Origin of the sequence: Okeania sp. KiyG1 (assembly GCF_014132355.1) — a bacterium.
Classification (GTDB): Bacteria; Cyanobacteriota; Cyanobacteriia; order Cyanobacteriales; family Microcoleaceae; genus Okeania.
The window spans coordinates 13,823-34,546 of sequence record NZ_BLZO01000011.1 but is presented as its reverse complement, the minus strand read 5'-3'; the positions used below and the strand labels follow the sequence as shown (position 1 = coordinate 34,546).

The 20,724-nt window shown below is 32.7% G+C and carries 16 protein-coding genes; all 16 read right to left on the bottom strand.

Annotated features, from left to right (window positions below; all coding sequences use genetic code 11):
- Window positions 1-60: 60 nt before the first annotated feature.
- Window positions 61-1,029, bottom strand: coding sequence for a glycosyltransferase family 2 protein (locus SAGCYANO_RS00870; protein WP_202218368.1), 969 nt, complete (start codon window positions 1,027-1,029; stop codon window positions 61-63).
- 242 nt (window positions 1,030-1,271) lie between these two features.
- Window positions 1,272-2,873, bottom strand: coding sequence for a hypothetical protein (locus SAGCYANO_RS00865; RefSeq protein ID WP_237395479.1), 1,602 nt, complete (start codon window positions 2,871-2,873; stop codon window positions 1,272-1,274).
- A gap of 412 nt (window positions 2,874-3,285) precedes the next feature.
- Window positions 3,286-4,887 carry a 6-pyruvoyl-tetrahydropterin synthase-related protein gene (locus tag SAGCYANO_RS00860; protein ID WP_202218366.1) on the bottom strand — a complete coding sequence of 534 codons (1,602 nt, stop codon included), beginning with the start codon at window positions 4,885-4,887 and terminating at the stop codon, window positions 3,286-3,288.
- A 769-nt stretch (window positions 4,888-5,656) separates the two neighbouring features.
- Complete coding sequence (locus SAGCYANO_RS00855; RefSeq protein WP_237395477.1) at window positions 5,657-6,331, bottom strand: hypothetical protein; 675 nt, start codon at window positions 6,329-6,331, stop codon at window positions 5,657-5,659.
- 94 nt (window positions 6,332-6,425) lie between these two features.
- Window positions 6,426-7,175, bottom strand: coding sequence for a 6-pyruvoyl-tetrahydropterin synthase-related protein (locus SAGCYANO_RS00850; RefSeq protein ID WP_237395475.1), 750 nt, complete (start codon window positions 7,173-7,175; stop codon window positions 6,426-6,428).
- Window positions 7,176-7,615: 440 nt separating this feature from the next.
- A complete protein-coding gene (locus tag SAGCYANO_RS00845; RefSeq protein WP_202218363.1) occupies window positions 7,616-7,846 on the bottom strand; it encodes a hypothetical protein in 231 nt (76 codons plus the stop codon).
- Window positions 7,847-7,851: 5 nt separating this feature from the next.
- On the bottom strand, window positions 7,852-8,631 hold the full coding sequence (locus SAGCYANO_RS00840; protein ID WP_202218362.1) for a hypothetical protein: 780 nt from the start codon (window positions 8,629-8,631) through the stop codon (window positions 7,852-7,854).
- A gap of 231 nt (window positions 8,632-8,862) precedes the next feature.
- Complete coding sequence (locus tag SAGCYANO_RS00835) at window positions 8,863-9,279, bottom strand: hypothetical protein (RefSeq protein WP_202218361.1); 417 nt, start codon at window positions 9,277-9,279, stop codon at window positions 8,863-8,865.
- Window positions 9,279-9,971 carry a hypothetical protein gene (locus SAGCYANO_RS00830; RefSeq protein ID WP_202218360.1) on the bottom strand — a complete coding sequence of 231 codons (693 nt, stop codon included), beginning with the start codon at window positions 9,969-9,971 and terminating at the stop codon, window positions 9,279-9,281. Before SAGCYANO_RS00830 ends, SAGCYANO_RS00835 begins: the two co-directional genes overlap by 1 nt.
- Before the next feature lie 184 nt (window positions 9,972-10,155).
- Window positions 10,156-10,398 (bottom strand): hypothetical protein, encoded by a 243-nt coding sequence (locus SAGCYANO_RS00825; RefSeq protein WP_202218359.1) that lies wholly within the window; start codon window positions 10,396-10,398, stop codon window positions 10,156-10,158.
- A gap of 450 nt (window positions 10,399-10,848) precedes the next feature.
- Window positions 10,849-11,364 carry a hypothetical protein gene (locus SAGCYANO_RS00820; RefSeq protein ID WP_202218358.1) on the bottom strand — a complete coding sequence of 172 codons (516 nt, stop codon included), beginning with the start codon at window positions 11,362-11,364 and terminating at the stop codon, window positions 10,849-10,851.
- Between the two features lie 15 nt (window positions 11,365-11,379).
- Window positions 11,380-12,861, bottom strand: coding sequence for an MBOAT family protein (locus tag SAGCYANO_RS00815; RefSeq protein ID WP_202218357.1), 1,482 nt, complete (start codon window positions 12,859-12,861; stop codon window positions 11,380-11,382).
- Window positions 12,862-13,009: 148 nt separating this feature from the next.
- Complete coding sequence (locus tag SAGCYANO_RS00810) at window positions 13,010-14,842, bottom strand: HTTM domain-containing protein (RefSeq protein ID WP_202218356.1); 1,833 nt, start codon at window positions 14,840-14,842, stop codon at window positions 13,010-13,012.
- Window positions 14,843-15,585: 743 nt separating this feature from the next.
- Window positions 15,586-15,708: a hypothetical protein gene (locus SAGCYANO_RS47230; protein ID WP_255502434.1), complete on the bottom strand. Its 123-nt coding sequence runs from the start codon at window positions 15,706-15,708 to the stop codon at window positions 15,586-15,588.
- A gap of 1,214 nt (window positions 15,709-16,922) precedes the next feature.
- On the bottom strand, window positions 16,923-18,155 hold the full coding sequence (locus tag SAGCYANO_RS00805) for an NAD(P)/FAD-dependent oxidoreductase (RefSeq protein WP_202218355.1): 1,233 nt from the start codon (window positions 18,153-18,155) through the stop codon (window positions 16,923-16,925).
- A gap of 995 nt (window positions 18,156-19,150) precedes the next feature.
- Window positions 19,151-20,608, bottom strand: coding sequence for an MBOAT family protein (locus SAGCYANO_RS00800; protein WP_202218354.1), 1,458 nt, complete (start codon window positions 20,606-20,608; stop codon window positions 19,151-19,153).
- Between the last annotated feature and the right edge of the window lie 116 nt (window positions 20,609-20,724).

Sequence of the window (20,724 nt, the reverse complement as noted above, 5' to 3'; positions counted from 1 at the left end):
CTACTCCGACCCCAAAATTACTGCTTTAGTATCCTTGATTTAATAACAAAAAGTTAGAGACTATTCACTCCTAGTAATCTGATTTTTAAATCCATAACTTTCCCTGACTAAATAAAGAGGTCTTCTCTTCACCTCATAGTGAATGCGACCTAAATATTCACCCAAAATTCCGAGAGATAATAACTGCATACCACCTAAAAATAAAATAGCTACGATTAATGAAGCATAACCAGGAACATCAGTTCCTAATATCAAAGTCCTAATAACTAAAAACCCAGCATAAATAAACGAAATTAAAGAAATTAATACGCCAATATAACTCCAAATTTTGAGAGGTTTAGAACTAAAAGCAGTAATACCTTCAATTGCAAAATTCCAAAGCTTCCAATAATTCCATTTTGTTTGACCTTTGAAACGAGGATCTCGGTCATATAATATTGAAGTTTGTTGATAACCTACCCACGAAAATAAACCTTTCATAAAACGGTTAGTTTCAGGTAATTGTTTGAGAGCTTCTACAACTTTTCGATCCATTAACCTAAAGTCCCCAGTATCCGGTGGAATTTTTACAGAAGTTAGCCCCTGAATTATCCTGTAGAAACTTTGAGCTGTAAATTTTTTGACCCAACTCTCCCCTTGTCGCGATCGCCTAGTTGCGTAGACCACATCATATCCCTCTCGCCACTTAGCTATAAGTTCTCCAATTAATTCTGGTGGGTCTTGTAAATCTGCATCTATGGGTATAACTGCATCTCCTGTTGTATAGTCAATCCCTGCTGTCAGAGCAATTTCTTTACCAAAGTTACGAGAAAAGTTGACTACTTTAATTGCAGGATTACGTTGATGATATTCTACTAATAACTTGAGAGTATTATCTTTACTACCGTCATTTACACAGACTATTTCATAAGTCATTTCTAGAGGATCTAAGACTGATATTAACCGTTCAAATAAATAGTCAATATTTGGTTCTTCATTATAACAAGGAACAACTATGGAAAGTTGTACTTTTTCTTCTTTTACAAGCATATTAAATCCAAGTAATATAGAGTTAACAGTAGCACCTCTAATCAATTTTATTGGTTATTATTTAGGATAATTAACTTTTCTATAAATCATAATTACTCATCACAGTAACAACAACCTATATGGGTGCATCTCAATGCAAGAATAAAGCCAAAAAATTATTGCTTTTAGGCAATAGGCAACAGGGAATATATAAGAAAAAAGTATTTTTGTAAACTATGAGATGCACCCATCTATATCCCCATTTAATTAATTTGATAGAGATAGTAAGTGCTACCTTCTTTGATTATTTTCATTGTTTTGTCATTCACAGTCTTCTTCATTTTCTTAGAAGGGTAAACCTTAAAAGTACTTGGATTTAAGCCAAACTTACCAGACATATAATAATCACCAGCAGTGCAATTCTCTGAGAATTTTAAGTTTTTTGCTGTTACATACAGGTCTGTATATTGATAGAGGCGTAAATTTTTAGATAATCCTTTTGGATGACAAAATGTTGACCTTTCTGGAAGGGTATCAAGAACTTCTGCGATGGTATTAGTTGCTAGTATTTGATTCTTACCGATGTGGCTGTTGATGTAGTTAATACTTAGTCTCAGATTATTGAGGATAGAAAAACACAATGCAAGTACGATAATAATTAAAATTATTTTTTCTAATGGTTTAGATATATTCAAATAAGCTATACTCACTGCTGTCAAAAATAAAGGCAAACAATATATTAGTAATTTGTAAAATACAGGGTTATAGGTTTTTTCTTGATCCGCAGATGAATACGCAATAAAAAATAGAATTGAAGTTGCCAATACAATCAGGTAAATATTCTTATTACCTCTAAATTTAAGTAATCCAACTAACAGAATAAGACTTAGAAAAGTAACTGACAAAATAGAAAACATTAATAGTCTTCTAGAATCAGCCATAAAGTAAATGTCGTTCCCTAGACTGAAGTAGGATTTGATGATAACTATTACTCTTTCCAACAAATTTAACGAATATTCTTTATCGCTACTTACATTCCTAACAAGGGAAATAATTCCGATTGTATTTATCCAGTTACGTTGTACTTCGCCTATCCAATATGGTAATAAAGTTATAATAGAAGACAACACAGCATATAAACATAATACTAAGCACTTCGGGTTTCTATTATTTTTGAAAAACCAATAGATACAGCTAATTATAAAAACTACTGGCATTACAAAAAGAGCAGAGAAATGTAAGCTTACTAGAATAGCTAAGACTATGCCATATCCAATCCAAGACAAAACAGAATTAGTATACTTTTTTGGTGAACTTAATTGATAGTTATAAAGCCAAATAAAGAGAAGAATAAAAAATGGAATAGAACCAGGATTACCTGCTAGACTCTCGCTAGAGTTCATCCCCATATTTCTAACCAAAACACTATACCAAAAGCCAATTAAACTAGCGATAAAAAATCTTTTTGAAGTCTCTATTCCTTCTAATAGTTGGTAGATTACTGCAACAAGTAAAGGAATACTTAGAAAGGTGAAAAATGCGTTAGGAAGAGCTTGAATTGATAATTGACTACTTAAAATAGTGAAAGGAAAGACTAAATAAAAGTAGAGGGGAGGCAGGTAAACAAAATCTCCCCAAAGAAATTTCCAAGCTGAGTGGGGTCCAAGAGTTGGAAATTTCCCTTGCCAAATTTCCATAGTTGCATAAGCATCTCGTATTTGATCGCCAGACAAAATAGAAAACTGAACAACACCAACTATCCTAATGAATAAACCAAAGACTAGAGATAGAAACAATAATATTGACCCAAATAAAAGCCACTTATCTAATATAATTAGAGATGTATTTTTCAGTATATTTTTCATCACAAATTTACCTTGCCAATATTCTAAATATTTGCAAAGCCAGGTAATTAAGTTGAGGGAGGCACAAAATAAATGTGGTAATTAACTTTGGGAAGAGAAATACAAATAAATTAATTTACGAGACATATATTTGTCTCCCATTATCTTCATTTTCACTATTCCCCCTTCAATTAAATAAGGTGGAAAAGATAATTTAGGGAGCATCTTAGATATTTTATATAAAAACCCTTTCAAGCTTGTTTCTTGTGTCACAAGCTTACCCAATTACTTAACTTCTCTAAATTTTGACAAAACATTCTTCTAGCTTCTGATTCAGTTTCCGGAATAAATCTAAAAACTGGATAATTATGGAATAATTTGACTTGCTACTTGAAATATATGGTTTGATCGACTAAGAATTTTTATTATTGCTTCAAGCAAATTTATACCAATAACTCGCAAGTATGATAATACTAAAAATACTAATAATTACACCGACTATCAATGGATAAGTCCAAGAATAAAAAAGTCTAACTGTATAGTCACCCGGATTTAGCTTGAGTTCAATTGCCCCATCATTAGCCATGCTCAAAGGATAAGGTTTCTGATTAACATAAATACGCCAAGCTGGATAATAATAGGTTCGGACTCTAATCTTGGACTGTTTTTCTGTAGTCACGGAAAATATTCTATTGTAGCTTTGCCATTCCTGGATGTTTATTTTTGCCTGACCACTAACAACAGAAATCTTGGGTTGACCAATGAGCGGAACTGGTGGAGAAGAAGAACCATTTTTTAGAAGAGGACGGTACTCTTCAACATCCCTCAATTTATCTGTGTAGGGGTCATTCATAATTGTTTTGATATATTGAAGATGTTCAATATTAGCTTTTCCTGGCTTACGAAGTGCGATATATTCATTGGATAGTTTATGAAAGTACCTAAAATTCATCAGCAAAATTACAACAATTACTAGGGATAATAAAAATCGAGAACGCAGACGAAGTTTAAGAATTCCACTGAAAACTGTTGCAGATAAGACAGCTCCAACAAAAGAAAAAATTTGTAATAATCGCCAGGGAAACTGAACCATTTGTAAAGTTGGACTAGATTGCCAGATAAACCCAGACCTGGAACTCATAAAAAAAGTTAAAGTAAGTGCAAAAATGCTCCAATGGCAAGTTTCCTGAAGAATAGCGGACTGACGGCGACAGAAAACAAAAGCAATTATTATTAACAGAGCAATTGCTAAAAACTCATGAAGAAAGATATAAGCAGCCCGATAATTATTCTGAATTAGAGTAAAAAGCTGTGTTAGATTAAATAAATTCTCTTTAACTCCTCCGACAACCCCCCTCATTACTTCAATATTAACAAAACGTTTTTCCAGGATAGCTGGTAGTAAATAGAAAGAAGCTATTCCCCATCCTATACCTGCTGATAAAATTGTTTCTACTACAGCTTTCCAAGGTTTATTGAGTAGAAAAAATAATGTATAAAACAGCCAGACAATTGCACAAAGCAACAAGCTTGGAGTATGAGTTAAGGCAATTATTGTCCAACAAATAGCTAATCCCAATCTCCACTTTTTCCCTGAGAAAGACTGCTCAGTTAGCCACCAAAGTAAGGGAATCAATACCTGAACAAATATAGATGCTAAACCTCCTCTCCAGTAGATATCAAGAGCAATATATGGTGATGTCATATAAACCAATCCACCAACTAAAGCAGCAATCCTTCCCCACTTATTTCGACCATAAATGTAAAAAGTTAAACCTGATAAGAAAAGTGCTGAGGAGAAAAGAGTAATAACAGTATCTTGGATATTTAATCCACTTAATTTGAGAAACGAGCCAAGATAGTAAACAAAAGGTGGATAAAATACAAAGGTAGGACTACCATAACCGTAGTTAGTTCCAGCAAGCCATCTAGGATATAAAATTCCTTCAGAGAGTTGTTGAGAAAAATGTTGAATCCATGTAAGATGCCACTTAATATCGACATTGAAATTAAGATTAAGTCCATGCCTAATCATCCTCCAATTTATAATTAAAGTCGCTACAAAGATTAGAAAAACTATCCCCCCTTCAATTAAATAGGGTGGAAAAGAGAATTTAGGGAGAATCTTAGATGTTTTGGATAAGAAACCTTTCAAAGTAGTTTCTTGTGCCACAAGCTTACCCAATTACTTAACTTCTCTAAATGTTGACAAAACATTCTTCTAGCTTCTGATTTAGTTTCCGGAATAAATCTAAAAACTGGATAATTAAAGAAAATTAAAATTATTAGCAGAAGCAAATAAGGGTATCTACTGAATAGATATCTCCGAAAAATAAATCAATTGTGATAGAGTAATAAAAAATGTAATTTTTGGTGGTCAATTATGACCTGCATGGTTGAGTATATTCACAATCATCCACAAGAATCAAAAAGTTTATTAGGCATCAACTATGAACAACTAGAAAAGTTATTAAAACAAGCATAAAAACTCCACAATAATAAGAATAAGCTCAACTACTAGGAATTAAATTTGGAGTGAGTGAAACTACAGAATTACGATACCTTTAATTCTTGGTAGCCAATTATCTGTGATTTATTACCGAAAAATTAAGGTATAAAGCCTCTCCATGAATGGAGAAAAAGCGGTCGTTTGCGGAGCATGACCTAGGATGGGATTGATGGGTTACCTAACCATATTCAATCGACCAAGAGAAGAAAAAAATTCTTTACTAATAACTTATGGAATAATTTGACTTGCTACTTGAAATATATAGTTTGATCGACTAAGAATTTTTATTATTGCTTCAAGCAAATTTATACCAGTATGTCGCAAGTATAATAATACTAAAAACACTAATAATTATACCTACGAAAAATGGATAAGTCCAAGAATAAAACAGCTTAACTGTATACTCACCTGGATTTAGCTTAAGTTCAATTGTTCCATCATCAGATACAATTCTAGGATAGGGTTTATTGTTTACATATAAATGCCAAGCTGGATAGTAAAAAGTTCGTATTTTTAAGTGCGTATCTTCTGTTGCTGAGACATTAAAAATTCTGTTGTAACTATGCCATTGGTCAAGCTTTATTAAGGCTTCTCCTTTAAGAATAGAAATATGAGGTTGTCTAGCTATAGGTTTAGCAGCTATTCCTTCTGGTGTTAATGGTAGATACTCAACCCTACCTCGAAATTGACTAAATTGACTTATTTCTTTTTCCTCAAGAGCAAGCTTGATTACATTATATTTAGGGTTAAATGCAGCTTTCTTTGGATTGCCAGCATTATTAAAACCTGGTAAAGCTCTAGATAAACTATAGAAATAAGTAGCATTAGCTATAAAAATTACTGCTACAATTAAAGATAAAATTAACTTTAGTTGGGATTTGCTATTCAAAACTCTATTCATAGCAATTGCCAGCATAGCAACTACTCCAAATGAAAACATTCCCATGAGTCTCCAAGGAAACTGAACCATTTGCAATGTTCTGCTGCTTTGCCAAATCTTTACAGAGGGATAAGTCATCATAAATAATAAAGTTCCTAAAAAAATCAACCAAATACTAGCTTCTTTAATTTTTTAGGTTCCTGCCGACAGCAAAAAATATTATTATTGTCAAAACAATAATAGTTAATAGTTGATATGTAAAAATATCTGTTATTGTAGTCCTCATAAATATATTAGTCCAACTTCCAGGAGACCATATCAAATTGTCTTGAAAGCCTCCAGAAACTTCTCTCATACTATTTACATTTACTAAATTCTTTTCCAGAATAGCTGGTAATAAGTAGAAGGATGCTATTCCTAAACCGACCATTCCAGATGCGATGGTTATTACAATAGCTTTCCAAGAATATTTTAGTAAGAAGCAAATTACATATGAAAACCAAAAAATAGTGTAAAGAAGTAGACTAGGTGCATGTGTCAAAGATAAAGCTGCGAAACAAAATGCCAAACCTATTCTCCATTTTGGTTTGCCAAAAGCTTGGTCTGTCAAAAATAATCCCAAAGGAAATAGTGCTACAGCAAATGTCTCTGGTAAAGCAGCTCTTTGATATATATTTAGGACTAGATAAGGAGATGTCATATAAGCTAATGCAGCTAATAAAGAAACTCTCTTACCCCATTTGTTTCGACCATAAACATAACAGCTAAAACCAGCCAATAAAGATGCTAGTAAAAATAGGAAAGTTATCGTTTTCTGAATATCTATTCCTGCTAGCTTTAGAAAAGAGCCAATGTAGTAAACTCCAGGAGGATAAAATACAAAATCTGGGCTACCGTATCCATAATTAGTATTAGCTAGCCACCTCGGGTACAAAATCCCTTCCGCAATGTGTCTTGAAAAATGAATTAACCATGTAACATGGGCTTCCATATCATGGCTTTTAAAAATAAGTCCCTCACTAAACATATGTTCAGTAATGATTATAGAACAAATTAATAAGGGTACAAAAGAAATAAAAATTCCCTAAGAAATGGGTGAATAGATAGTCGATTATTCATAATCATATTTACTTGCAAATAAAATTAGTAATTAAATCTAGTTTTCATTTATTTTTTCGCTGATTTTTGCATCATATTTTTGTTTTATTTCTCTTACCAATTTCACTTCATCAGGATTATTTTTTGCCCAAAGTTCACGGTCTTGACGAATTTTTGTGAGATGAGATTCAATATTTTCTGAATTAATTAAAATTCCAAAATCTTCTGGAACTTCTTCTTCTTGATAGGATAAAATCCGGTTGAGAATTAAATCGCCTACTTTTTTGTGTAATGAGAATTATCTCTATAGTTTTCCATATCATTATGGATAGGTTCAGTTGTGATAGTGTTATACCCAGAAAAATCAAATACAGGAGTAATTTTTACCACTTCACGTTTCCATTCTTCAAAAGTTGACCACTCACCTGTTGCTCTAATAGCTTCCCATTGAGTTGCATGAGAAGGAGAAATAAATAGTATTAACTTGATGTTATTTTCTTGACACAAATCTACTATTTTTTTAATTCCTCTAATGGAGTAGATAATTCATATTGAGCATGAAAATTATAATAAACATTGATGCCATTTCTAAATCTCCACTGAGTTGTTTCTGGGTTAGGATTTAGATAAGGCATAAATCCATTTTCTCCAGAGACAATATCATCTGACGGAGTTTTTTTACTATCAACTATCGTTTCTTTACTTGCTGAAAGTGCATCTACAGAAAAGGCAATGTTGATTATATCTTTCAAAGAAATATGCTGTTTTTCTAATCTATCTTCAGAAAAGCCTGGTCGATTTTCCAGCAATGAATTAAACATGAAAAAATCCGAGCCAAGAATAACTAAATCTAAATCTTTTTGATTAGCGATCGCGTGTTCTAAATAACGTCGTAATTCATAAGCATTGATACCATTGATAGCTAAATTGTAAGCAGGTTGTTCATTTTTTAAAGCAGGATGATTAGGGTCTAAACCTTGTTTTGTTCTGGACGAACCAATGAGGATAGTTACAGGTTTGATGCGAATAATATCTGTTGCTTTATATAGGCGATCGCTATTATCTTTTCGAGGTTTTGAATGATTTATTCCCAAGAAATTTGGAGTATTAAATACATCATAAGGATCGACAACAATATTAAATACTCCTACAGTAACTACAGGGAGAAATACCGACAGTAAAAATATCCAATTATATCGGCGATATTTTCTCTTCTTTGCCGCATATTTTTCTAACTTTTTGGGAACGGAAACATTAGAATAAATATAACTAACTAGACGACTTATACTCATGTTATCTCCAATATATTTCAGTTCATATATATATATAGTTTCTTGATTTGAGATGTAAATCTAGATTCAGATTTTTTCTAATAAAAAAGAGTGTTTATTGGGTATCCATTCACTTGTCTTTTTCACTATTTCATGCTGTTTTCCTTCTTTACTATTACCCATTCCCCATTCCCTATTCCCTTTTAAATAGGACTCAGTTTTTACATCCCATTCAGAAACCCTATATAGCTTTTATTGATTTTTTTCTGCTCGCGAAGCATCATGTTTCTGTTTAATTTCCTTTACCAACTTCACTTCATCAGGATTATTTTTTGCCCAAACTTCACGGTCTTGACGAATTTTTGCGAGATGAGATTCAATATTTTCTTGACTAATTAAGATTCCAAAATCTTCTGGAACTTCTTCTTCTTTGTAAGAGAGGAGCTTATTCAAAATTAAATTCCCTACTTTAGGAGTGTAATGAGAATTATCTCTATAGTTTTCCATATCATTATGGATAGGTTCAGTTGTGATGCTGTTGTATCCAGAAAAATCAAGTATAGGAGTAATTTTTACAACTTCACGTTTCCATTTTTCAAAAGTTGACCATTTACCTGTTGCTCTAATTGTTTCCCACTGAGTTGCATGAGAGGGAGAGATAAATAACATTAGCTTGATTTGATTTTTTCAGATAAATCTACTATTTTTTTCAATTCATCCAAGAATTTAGTGGATAGTTGATACCTAGAGTCTGGACTTTTAAAATACAGGAAGATGTTTCCTGTAAATCTCTGCTGAGTTTCTTCAGGATCGAGATTTAGTTCGGGCATAAATCCATTTTCTCCGTAATCTGGATATTCTAGTGGAGTTTTCTTACTATCAATTATAGTCTCTTTACTTGCCTGCACAGCATCTAAAGAAAATGCTACATTAATAAAATCTTTGAAGAAAATATACTGTTTTTCTAATCTCCTTTCTGAAAAAACTCCTCGATTTCTACGCAATGAATTAAACATCAAAAAATCTAAGCCAACAATAACTAAATCTAGTTCTTTCTGATTGGATATCGCGTGTTCTATATAACGTCGTAATTCATAAATATTGGTACCATTAAGAGCTAAATTATAAGCAGGTTGCTCATTCTCTAAAGCCGGATGATTCGGGTCTAAACCTTGTTTTGTTCTAGATGAACCAGTCAAAATAGTAACAGGTTTAATCCGAATAATATCAGTTGCTTTGTAAAGGCGGTCGTTATTATCTTTTCGGGGTTTTGAATGATTTATTCCCCATAAATTAGGAGTATTAAAAACATCATAAGGATCGACAAGAATATTGAACAATCCTACAGTAACTATAGGCATAAATACCGACAATAAAAATATCCAATTATATAGAAGATATTTTCTTTTATTTCCTACAATTTTTCTGATTTTTGGGGAGATGAAGTTTGAGAGTAAGTAGAACTAAGTTGATTATTAATGCTCATATTTAAATCCCAGTTAAAGTAGATTTTAGTGAATTTAATATCTTCAATATAATTTTCATCTATTTTAGCGAGGCATCAAACTTTTGTTTAATTTCTTTTACTAACTTCACTTCATCAGAATGATGTTTAGCCCAAATTTCTCGGTCTTGACGAATTTTTGCGAGATGAGATTCAATATTTTCTGAATTAATTAAGATTCCAAAATCCTGTGGAACTTCTTTTTCTTTGTAAGAGAGGAGTCTATTCAAAATTAAATTTCCTACTTTAGGAGTGTAATGAGAATTCTCTGTATAATTTTCCATATTATTATGAATAGTCTCAGATGTGATACTGTTATATCCAGAAAAATCGAATACATCACTAATTTCTACAACTTTACGTTTCCATTCTTCAAAAGTTGACCACTGACCAGAACTTTTAATAATTTCCCATTGAGTTGCATGAGCAGGAGAAATATATGATATTAATTTAATTTGATTTTTTGCATAAATCGACTACTTTTTTGAATTCATCTAGTAATTTAGGAGATAGTTCATAGGTTGTATAGTAACCTTCATAATAACTATTCATAATTTTTCAAATCTAGACTTAGTTTTTAGGATCAACATTTAGATAAGGTATAAATCCATTTTCTCCATCAAAAATATTATTTGGTAGATTTTTATTACTATGAATTACTGTTTCTTGACTTGCAAAAAATGCATCTAAAGAAAAGGTAATATTCAACAAATATTCCAAGGTAATATATTTTTTTATAGTCTCTGTTCATAAAAACTTTCCCTAGTTTGTATCAATGAATTAAACATAAAAAAATCTAAGCCGATAATCACTAAGTCTAATTTTTTCTGATTAGCGATCGCGTGTTCTAAATAGCGTCGTAACTCATAGAAATTTCCCTTAGTAAGTGCTACATTATAAGCTGGCTGATGATTTTTTAAAGCTGGATAGTTAGGGTCTATAGCGCGTTTTGTTCTGGATGAACCCATCAAAACTGTTACAGGTTTAATGCGAATAATATCAATTGCTTTAAACAGGCGATCGTTATTATCTTTCCGAGGTTTTGAATGATTTATTCCTAAAAAATTGGGAGTATTAAATACATCATAAGGATATACAACAATATTGAATATTCCTACTGCTACTACAGGTAGTATAGCTGACAATAAAAACAGCCAATTATATCGACGATATTTTTTTTTATTTGCCAAATATTTTTCGGCAGTTAAAGGTTGAGAGTAACTAGAACTAAGTTGATTATTTGTACTCATATCTATCTAAGTTTATTAAAATTGGAAATAAAGAAATTCAGACACACGATTCAGCGATAATAAAGCCACACTTGTCAAAACACCAATCCAAACTGACCACCACCATGTAGGTTTCAACTTTGCCAAAATTTCCTGAGTATTGGGTAGGAAACTTACAGAAAAAGTTAAACCTATCAAAGTCAAAATTGAGAAAATTTTACTACCCAAAAATTCCGGTAGATAAGTCATACTTTTCCAAGATTGGAGTTGAAAACCAAAATTAGTTAACACAGATAATTTACCTTTAGCTTCCCCTGGTATAACTACTCCATTGATACCTGCCATTGTCTGTAAAATATCTAGACCATCCTGAAAATTTTGCGCTCTAAATAAAACCCAACTAACAATAACAGCAACAAAAGTAATTACCCATGCCAATACTTTCGGCATCGGAATATTTAACTTTCGCCAACCATGATTAATACATAAATAGATACCATGTAAACCTCCCCAAACTACATAAGTCCAACCTGCACCATGCCATAATCCACCTAACAGCATCGTTGTCAAAAGATTACTATAACGACGCACTTCTCCACGACGACTTCCACCGAGAGGAATATATAAATAATCCCTGAGAAAATTGGATAAAGTAATATGCCATCTTCGCCAAAAATCACTAATAGAAGTAGCCTTGTAGGGAGAGTTAAAATTAATCGGTAATTTAATATTAAACATCAACCCCAAACCGATCGCCATATCAGAGTAACCAGAAAAATCAAAATATAGCTGAAAAGTGTAACTTAAAGCTCCCACCCAAGCTTCAATAAAACTCAAATCAGCAGCATGATTAAAAGCTAGTGCTACCCATGGAGATATAGTGTCAGCTATCAAAACTTTTTTACACAATCCCAGACTAAAAAGACTTAAACCCAAAGCCATATTTTTCTGGGAAAAAATAAAATTACGCAATTGACGAAACTGAGGAATAAGTTCATCGTGGCGTAAAATAGGTCCAGCGATTAATTGAGGGAAGAAAACTACAAAGAAACTATAAGTTAAAAGGTCATAATTTGTCTCTCTTGTTTCCCCACGATAAGCATCTACTAAATAAGCTATCTGAGTAAAAGTATAAAAAGAAATAGCCAAAGGCAAAATAATTTGCCCAGCATTCAAATTTGTAGAAACTACTGAATTAAAAGTATCCAAGAAAAAGTTCGCATATTTATAATAAGAAATTATGGCTAAATTAATAGCTACACCTACCCAAAGTAAAACATTTGCTTGCTTACTTTCTGGTTTAGCCTCAGCAATAAATTTCCCCATTTGATAATTCCACAAAATTGAAATTATCAGCAAAGGCAAATAAGCAACATTCCAATAACCATAAAAAGCAAAAGAACTAGCAGTCAACCAAACTTTGGCAGCCTTAATTAAACCAAATCTCGTTAAACCAAAGAATATAATCAGAGTTAAAGGTAAAAAACAAAAGATAAAAACGTAAGAATTAAATAGCATATCTAGTAACCTAAAAATTGGGTAGTTACGCCTCCTCATTTTAAGAGGATAAAAAAAGAATACTCCGTATTTTCAAGTCTTCTGATTGCAGAAGTACTAAAAACTGATAACTGATAACTGATAACTGATAACTGAAATGACCTTCTCCCTAAATATCTTTTTGCTCATCCGAACAAGACTTTTGCATAATATTTTTCTTTTCCACAGTTTGTATTTCTCCTGGTGGTACAGTTCTCTCCTCCATAAAGAAAATATCCAAACTTTCTAATTTTTCAGCACTCTCATACTTCCTATTCCATTCACGACAAACATACTCTGCATAATAAGGATAAAGCCTTCGACCAATAGCTCGATTTAGAGTAAGAAAATAACTCCGCCATTGCATATTCTTATATAGGTTATTAAATTGTTTCATCGTCGGTTTATCCCAACTTATAGACTCTCCTTTCTCATATAAAACATCAACCTCTTTCCCATTTTTCAACTTCCCAGAAATAACGTGCCAACCATCATCTCGTGGTGGAGCAGGTGCAAAAATACTCCAAGATTGGTCTAACTTTGTGAGCTTACCAAAAACATCCAATTTTTGAAAAGTCCTACGTCGAAATAATTTGTGCACTTTAGCGATTAAATCCTGCTTTTGTACTCCTCTTCTTTGATAAGTTTGCCTAACAAAACCTTTAACATTCCAAGTCAAAGTATAGATAAGTAGTAAAAATACGATGATATTTAAACCCAGAAAAGGACGTACATATAGAGGACGAAATTGCAATGGTTTAGTAAAATTTCCAGCAAATTTTCTATTATTAGCAATAGATTCATAAAATTTTGTTCCTAGAGGCATTATCGCTGATAATCCCATCAAGAAAGCCAAAGGTTTAAAGATAGGAGACAAACTAAATACATAAACCAAAGCTTCCCACTTAAAATGTCGATTTCCTTGCCAGTCTACAACAACCCAAGAATTTTTATCCTGCATATCAGCATAGATAGATTCATCAGTTTGAGCAGTATTTAATGGCGTTCCTGGTAATATCAAAAAAGTGCGTAACAGATAAACAACTTTCTTACAAAATCCACAGTCTGCATCATAATAAATTCTCAATCCTTGCCGTTCATCTGTCTGGATTTTTTCCTGCCAATTATCCCAAACTGCCGTAGGAATAAAAGCCAACCAACTCATAACACTTAAATAAGGAAATATTCCTAGTTCAAAACATAGACCAAAACTAATATGTAAAAGAATAAAAGAAATAACAGAAACGCAGCGGAAAAATGTAATTCCAATAGGAATAAAAATCATAAAAGGTCCTAACCATTCAAACCAAAGAGCTGCCCAGGTTAGTAACTTTAATATCGGCTCAGGAAAACTTAGTAAAAATTGTCCAAATGGTGTAGCATAGCCATCAAAATTCAGAGCATAATAGACTGCATCTCCATCAGGCCACCAAATCTCACTTTTAGTCTTATAAGCTGCCGAACCTGCATAAATTAAAACCATTTGAATCATTAGCGCTACAGTAGCAGCAGAAGCAACACGTTTAGGTAATTTTTCTGTTGAAGAATTAAGAGCGCTATCTATTGAATAATTCGCTCCTAACGGTAAAAACATTGCCCAGAAAAGTAGAGCGCGTAGTACATGATCGGCAGCAAAAATTAGGACTGGATTTCGATTATGAATAGAAATAATAAAAGCCCACATAGCAATAGTTGCTAATCTAGTTCGATATCCTACTAGCAAAGCTATAGCTATCAATCCAGCAAATAAGAAAATTAAACCCTGTACAAAAGCTTCACCACTAACTGAATTTATTGACCAATAAAAAGGGTTTGAAATTTCCTTGAGTAATGTTCGAGGCAACACCCCGGCATCACTATAATGAGCTGTTAAATCTCCTGCACGGATAATTAATTCTACAATAATTACTAATGCTAAACCCACTCTAAATAGGGCGAGCGAACGCAAGTCTAAACCAAACATTTTTTCCAGTGTTGCACTGAAATTATTTTTTCCTTTTCCATAATTACTGTCATTTTAATTATTTAGTTATTAATTTTCTCAAAACAACTTCTAACTTCTAACTTCTGACTTCCTTTGCTAAACCCACTCTAAATAGAGCCAGCTATCGCAAGTCTAAACCAAACATTTTTTCCAGTGTTGCACTGAAATTATTTTTTTCCTTTTCCATAATTACTGTCATTTTAATTATTTAGTTATTAATTTTCTCAAAACAACTTCTAACTTCTAACTTCTGACTTCCTTTGCTAAACCCACTCTAAATAGAGCCAGCTATCGCAAGTCTAAACCAAACATTTTTTCCAGTGTTGCACTGAAATTATTTTTTCCTTTTCCATACTTACTGTCATTTTAATTATTTAGTTATTAATTTTCTCAAAACAACTTCTAACTTCTGACTTCTGACTTCCTTTGCTAAACCCACTCTAAATAGAGCCAGCTATCGTAAGTCTAAACCAAACATTTTTTCCAGTCTGGCACTGAAATTATTTTTTCCTTTTCCATAATTACTGTCATTTTAATTATTTAGTTATTAATTTTCTCAAAACAACTTCTAACTTCTGACTTCTGACTTCCTTTGCTAAACCCACTCTAAATAGAGCCAGCTATCGCAAATCTAAACCAAACATTTTTTCCAGTCTGGCACTGAAATTATTTTTTCCTTTTCCATAATTACTGTCATTTTAATTATTTAGTTATTAATTTTCTCAACACAACTTCTGACTTCTGACTTCCTTTGCTAAACCCACTCTAAATAGGGCGAGCGATCGTAAGTCTAAACCAAACATTTTTTCCAGTGTTGCACTGAAATTATTTTTTTCCTTTTCCATACTTACTGTCATTTTAATTATTTAGTTATTAATTTTCTCAACACAACTTCTAACTTCTGACTTCCTTTGCTAAACCCACTCTAAATAGAGCCAGCGATCGTAAGTCTAAACCAAACATTTTTTCCAGTCTGGCACTGAAATTATTTTTTTCCTTTTCCATAATTACTGTCATTTTAATTATTTAGTTATTAATTTTCTCAACACAACTTCTAACTTCTGACTTCCTTTGCTAAACCCACTCTAAATAGAGCCAGCGATCGTAAGTCTAAACCAAACATTTTTCCAGTCTGGCACTGAAATTATTTTTTCCTTTTCCATAATTACTGTCATTTTAATTATTTAGTTATTAATTTTCTCAACACAACTTCTAACTTCTGACTTCCTTTGCTAAACCCACTCTAAATAGGGCGAGCGATCGTAAGTCTAAACCAAACATTTTTCCAGTGTTGCACTGAAATTATTTTTTCCTTTTCCATAATTACTGTCATTTTAATTATTTAGTTATTAATTTTCTCAACACAACTTCTAACTTCTGACTTCCTTTGCTAAACCCACTCTAAATAGGGCGAGCGATCGTAAGTCTAAACCAAACATTTTTTCCAGTGTTGCACTGAAATTATTTTTTTCCTTTTCCATACTTACTGTCATTTTAATTATTTAGTTATTAATTTTCTCAAAACAACTTCTAACTTCTAACTTCTGACTTCCTTTGCTAAACCCACTCTAAATAGAGCCAGCTATCGTAAGTCTAAACCAAACATTTTTTCCAGTGTTGCACTGAAATTATTTTTTTCCTTTTCCATACTTACTGTCATTTTAATTATTTAGTTATTAATTTTCTCAACACAACTTCTAACTTCTGACTTCCTTTGCTAAACCCACTCTAAATAGAGCCAGCTATCGTAAGTCTAAACCAAACATTTTTTCCAGTGTTGCACTGAAATTATTTTTTCCTTTTCCATACTTACTGTCATTTTAATTATTTAGTTATTAATTTTCTCAAAACAACTTCTAACTTCTAACTTCCTTTGCTAAACCCACTCTAAATAGAGCCAGCGAACGCAAATCTAAACCAAACATTTTTTCCAGTCTGACAGGCAACAGGTAAGAAGGTTTGCCGAACTTTTTACTGTTAGTAAATAACTAACTCTTGTTTGACATATCATCTGAAAACGCTATAGTTATTGACTGTATTAAAATTATAAATTACCTACTTATTTCAACTTTTTGTGACTAGCTGATTTGCCAAATAAATTTTTCCACCAAACTTGTAATCTATGGCGAATAACTTGAAATTTGTGAGATAAAGTAGGTAATCTTTGAATATAAACTCCTAACCTAACTAAAGCAGCAAAAGAGCCAGATAAACTAATACCAAAACTAGAAATAGCTGCCGTATTCATCCCCAAAGTAATCATCTCTCCTAAATGTAAATAATGAAATGGTCTTGGGCGTTTATTATTTAAACTTTTCCACAGATTTTTTGCTGCTTGACTTGCTTGTTGATAAGCAACTTGAGCTGTTGCTGGAAGTTGTTGATTACTGGGGTATGAAATCTCCGCAATATCTCCCAATGCAAATACTTCTGGATAGTCAACTAACTGTAAAGTTGGCTCACAAATAAGTTGACCTCTAGAATTATGAGAACAATCCAAATTTTTCACCCACTCTCTCATTTGAACCCCCGCAGTCCATAATATTAAATCAGTGGGAATAACAGCAGTTTCTCCAGCTTGTAAAATAGTAACTTGGTCAGCTTCAATAGCATTCACACCCGTCTGTAAACTGACTAAAACATTTCTTTTATCTAAAGCAAGTTGAGCATTTTTCCGAGTAGCAGGAGTAAAACTTTTCAGAATTTCCTTTCCTCTTTCTATCAGACGTATTTCTCCCCTTTTACCCAATCTATCCGCTATTTTTCCTGCTAACTCTACCCCACTCGGCCCCCCACCAACAATAGTTACCCTAATTTTTTCTTGACTAGAATTTTCCAAACTTTGTAACTTTTGTTCGAGGCGTTGAATATCAGCTAAAGTTCTGAATGTCAAAACATTTTCTGCACCATTTGGCATTTTTCCATTAGTGACACCCACAGCAATAACTAAATAATCATAAGGTAAACTTCCTCCCTCTAAAAGTTTAACTTCACGAGCTTGAAAATCAATATTTTCAACAGTATCTTGGCAAAACTTAATATCTTTATTTTTGAGTAATTTATCAAAAGATGGAGCTATTTCCCAAGTTTTAAGTTCATCTGTAATCACCTCATAAAGTAAAGGAGTAAATGCAATATGATCGTTTATATCTATTAAAGTTATTTGGCAGTTTTTATGTTTAAATCCCCGAAAACTTTGTAAATACAATGCTGTATAAAGACCGCCGAAGCCACCGCCTAAAATACAAATTTTTGTAGCTATTGCTGTTTCAGATATTTTTCCAGTTTCCACAGCTTTTAATGTCGATAATTATTGATTTTTGCCTATTATATAAAAACTACTCCTGACAAATCCCGATATGATAATTTTCAGGAAGCAATCGTAATTTTTTTAAATTAACTTCAAAGCTTTTACCGAAAAATTGTGGTCTAAAGCCTCCCCTTTTAATACCATTTCTCAAAAAGAATGCTATGTATGATTGGGTGGGTAAGTGTGGGAAGTGTGGGAGGTGGGGAGGGGTTAAAAGTAGGAAAAATCTATACTAACTCACTAATAATTGTCAAAAAAAGACTTTGAATCTTGATAAATCTTTGACTGTTGAAGTATCACTGAAGTATAGCATTACTTTTAGGAATTGGTATAAGAGGATAAAACAAAGATAATATTCGCCAAGGTCAAGCCTCCTTATTGCAGAGATACTGTTAGCCTAGCTCCGACCTAGGAGGCTAACTGAAATGACAGGCAATTAAACTTTTAAATCAAGTCAAATACAGCTCTATTTGTCAGAGCAAAATGTATTAGTACCTAACCAACTTTACTATTCAATATTATCCTACAGATAGCAGTCCAAGCAAATATTAGGCTACCTCTAAAACTTCATTCATCTTAACAAGTAATTGTTTTGAATCTAGCTGATAGATGATAGCTATACATCAGCACTCCAAATTAAATTCAATACAATCATATTTAATCTGTTAACCATGGTATTTCACACCCCCAAAAGTCTTGTAAATCCAAAATATCCTTCCGGAACAAATGTTTTAAATCTAATCATTAGACTTGTTGCAGAAGTCAAGGAATAGGGTATTGAAAATAGGGAGATGAAATTATTGATTTGATATCTTAAATTGATTTAATTAACACTTTTACCGAAAATTTGTGGTTCAAACCATTCTCTTTTAAGGGGATAAAAATAAAAATTTTCCTTTGAATCAATCCTCTTTTTTTAAATGAGAGGTAATAATTAATTATTAATTATTAATTATTAATTGTTGAACAGAGTTCTATTAAAACTCAAAGTAAATAAATTCAGAAGGAATAGTTGCCCCCAGTAAAATAGTTAAACCTAGCAGACCCCTAGATATCCAAGGAGATAACAACAATTCATACTCATCTCGCTGCTGCCAAACTGCCAAATGTTCTAAAAATAATGCCCCTATGGCCACAGTTAAAGTAAAAATTAAAGCCCAACCCTCATTGATGCTATAAGAGCTAAAAGCATCGATCGCTCCTGAAATTGAATAAGCTCCAGGTGTAACTAAAGTTAGTAACTTAGTACCCAACCTACTAATATTAGTTTCCATAAAAAATAAACAGCCTAGAGTCACTGACATAAACGTCAAGGCCCAGGAAACTAAATCAGTTCTAGAAGTCCATCTGCCCACAAACCTCTGAAAAGGTCTCCCAGCATATCTGATCGCCAATAATAATGCCCCGTGGTAAGCTCCCCATAAAATAAAATTCCAGGCTGCCCCGTGCCAAAAGCCTGAAAGAGTAAATGTTATAAATAAATAAAATGGTGCCCACTTTTTATTTGCACCCATTAGTGGAATAAAAACATAGTCCCTAAACCAGTTACTCAGAGTAATGTGCCAACGTCGCCAAAATTCTTGGATACTAACAGAAGTGTAGGGTGCCAGAAAATTTAATTCTAGTTTAACTCCCACAAATCTAGCGATACCAACAGCCATAAAGCTGTAACCAGCAAAGTCAAAATATATTCTTAAAGTAAACAAAAAGGCATGAAACCAAACTAATAAAGCATTTGTTGCTTGCTGTAGGTCTATATATGGACTAATGTTATCTGCTAGAACAAACTTCATAAATAAACCTAGAGATAACCATCGCAAACCTAATTCAAAGTTTTCTACAGTAAACTTGAATTTAAAAGATTCTAACTGGGGTAATAATTGTTTGCGTCTTTCGATTGGACCTGCTACAATTTGAGGGAAAAATGCGATAAAGTTGACGTAATCTATGAAATTAATTGGCTTTTTCTTTTTAGCTGTAAAAGAATCTACAACAAATGCCACCATCTGAAAAGTATAAAAAGAAATACCTGGTGGAATAGTCTTATATACAGGTAAAGGAAAACTTTGTTGCCAATTATCCGGAATTCCTACTACTAAACCTACTACATCTTCTACAAAAAAGGTGAGATATTTAAAGTATGCTAATACCGCTACATCAAATACTATTAAAAATGTAGCGATCGCCCTTGACTCCCAACCACGTCTTTGCAACATTAGTCGCACCATTATGTAGTTGAAAATCACCTCGAATATAAATACGGCAAAACTTTTGAAACTAGCATTTAAAAATAATGTTAATGATAGTACCATCAAGCCGATGGTATCAAAATAATCTTGCCAGAAGTTGAAACTTTTCCCTAGAGCGCGGATGGTGAGGAAAGGCACGCTAAAAATCAGCAGCACCCACCAGAAGGAAAAATCAGAAAAATTCAATTAACTATTTCCTCCTCTGTACTTTATAGCAACCTATCGCAATAAATTGTCGATATATGAAATATTTTGTAGGGGCGAATGGCATTCGCCCTCGCTAAATAACATTCGCAGCACTC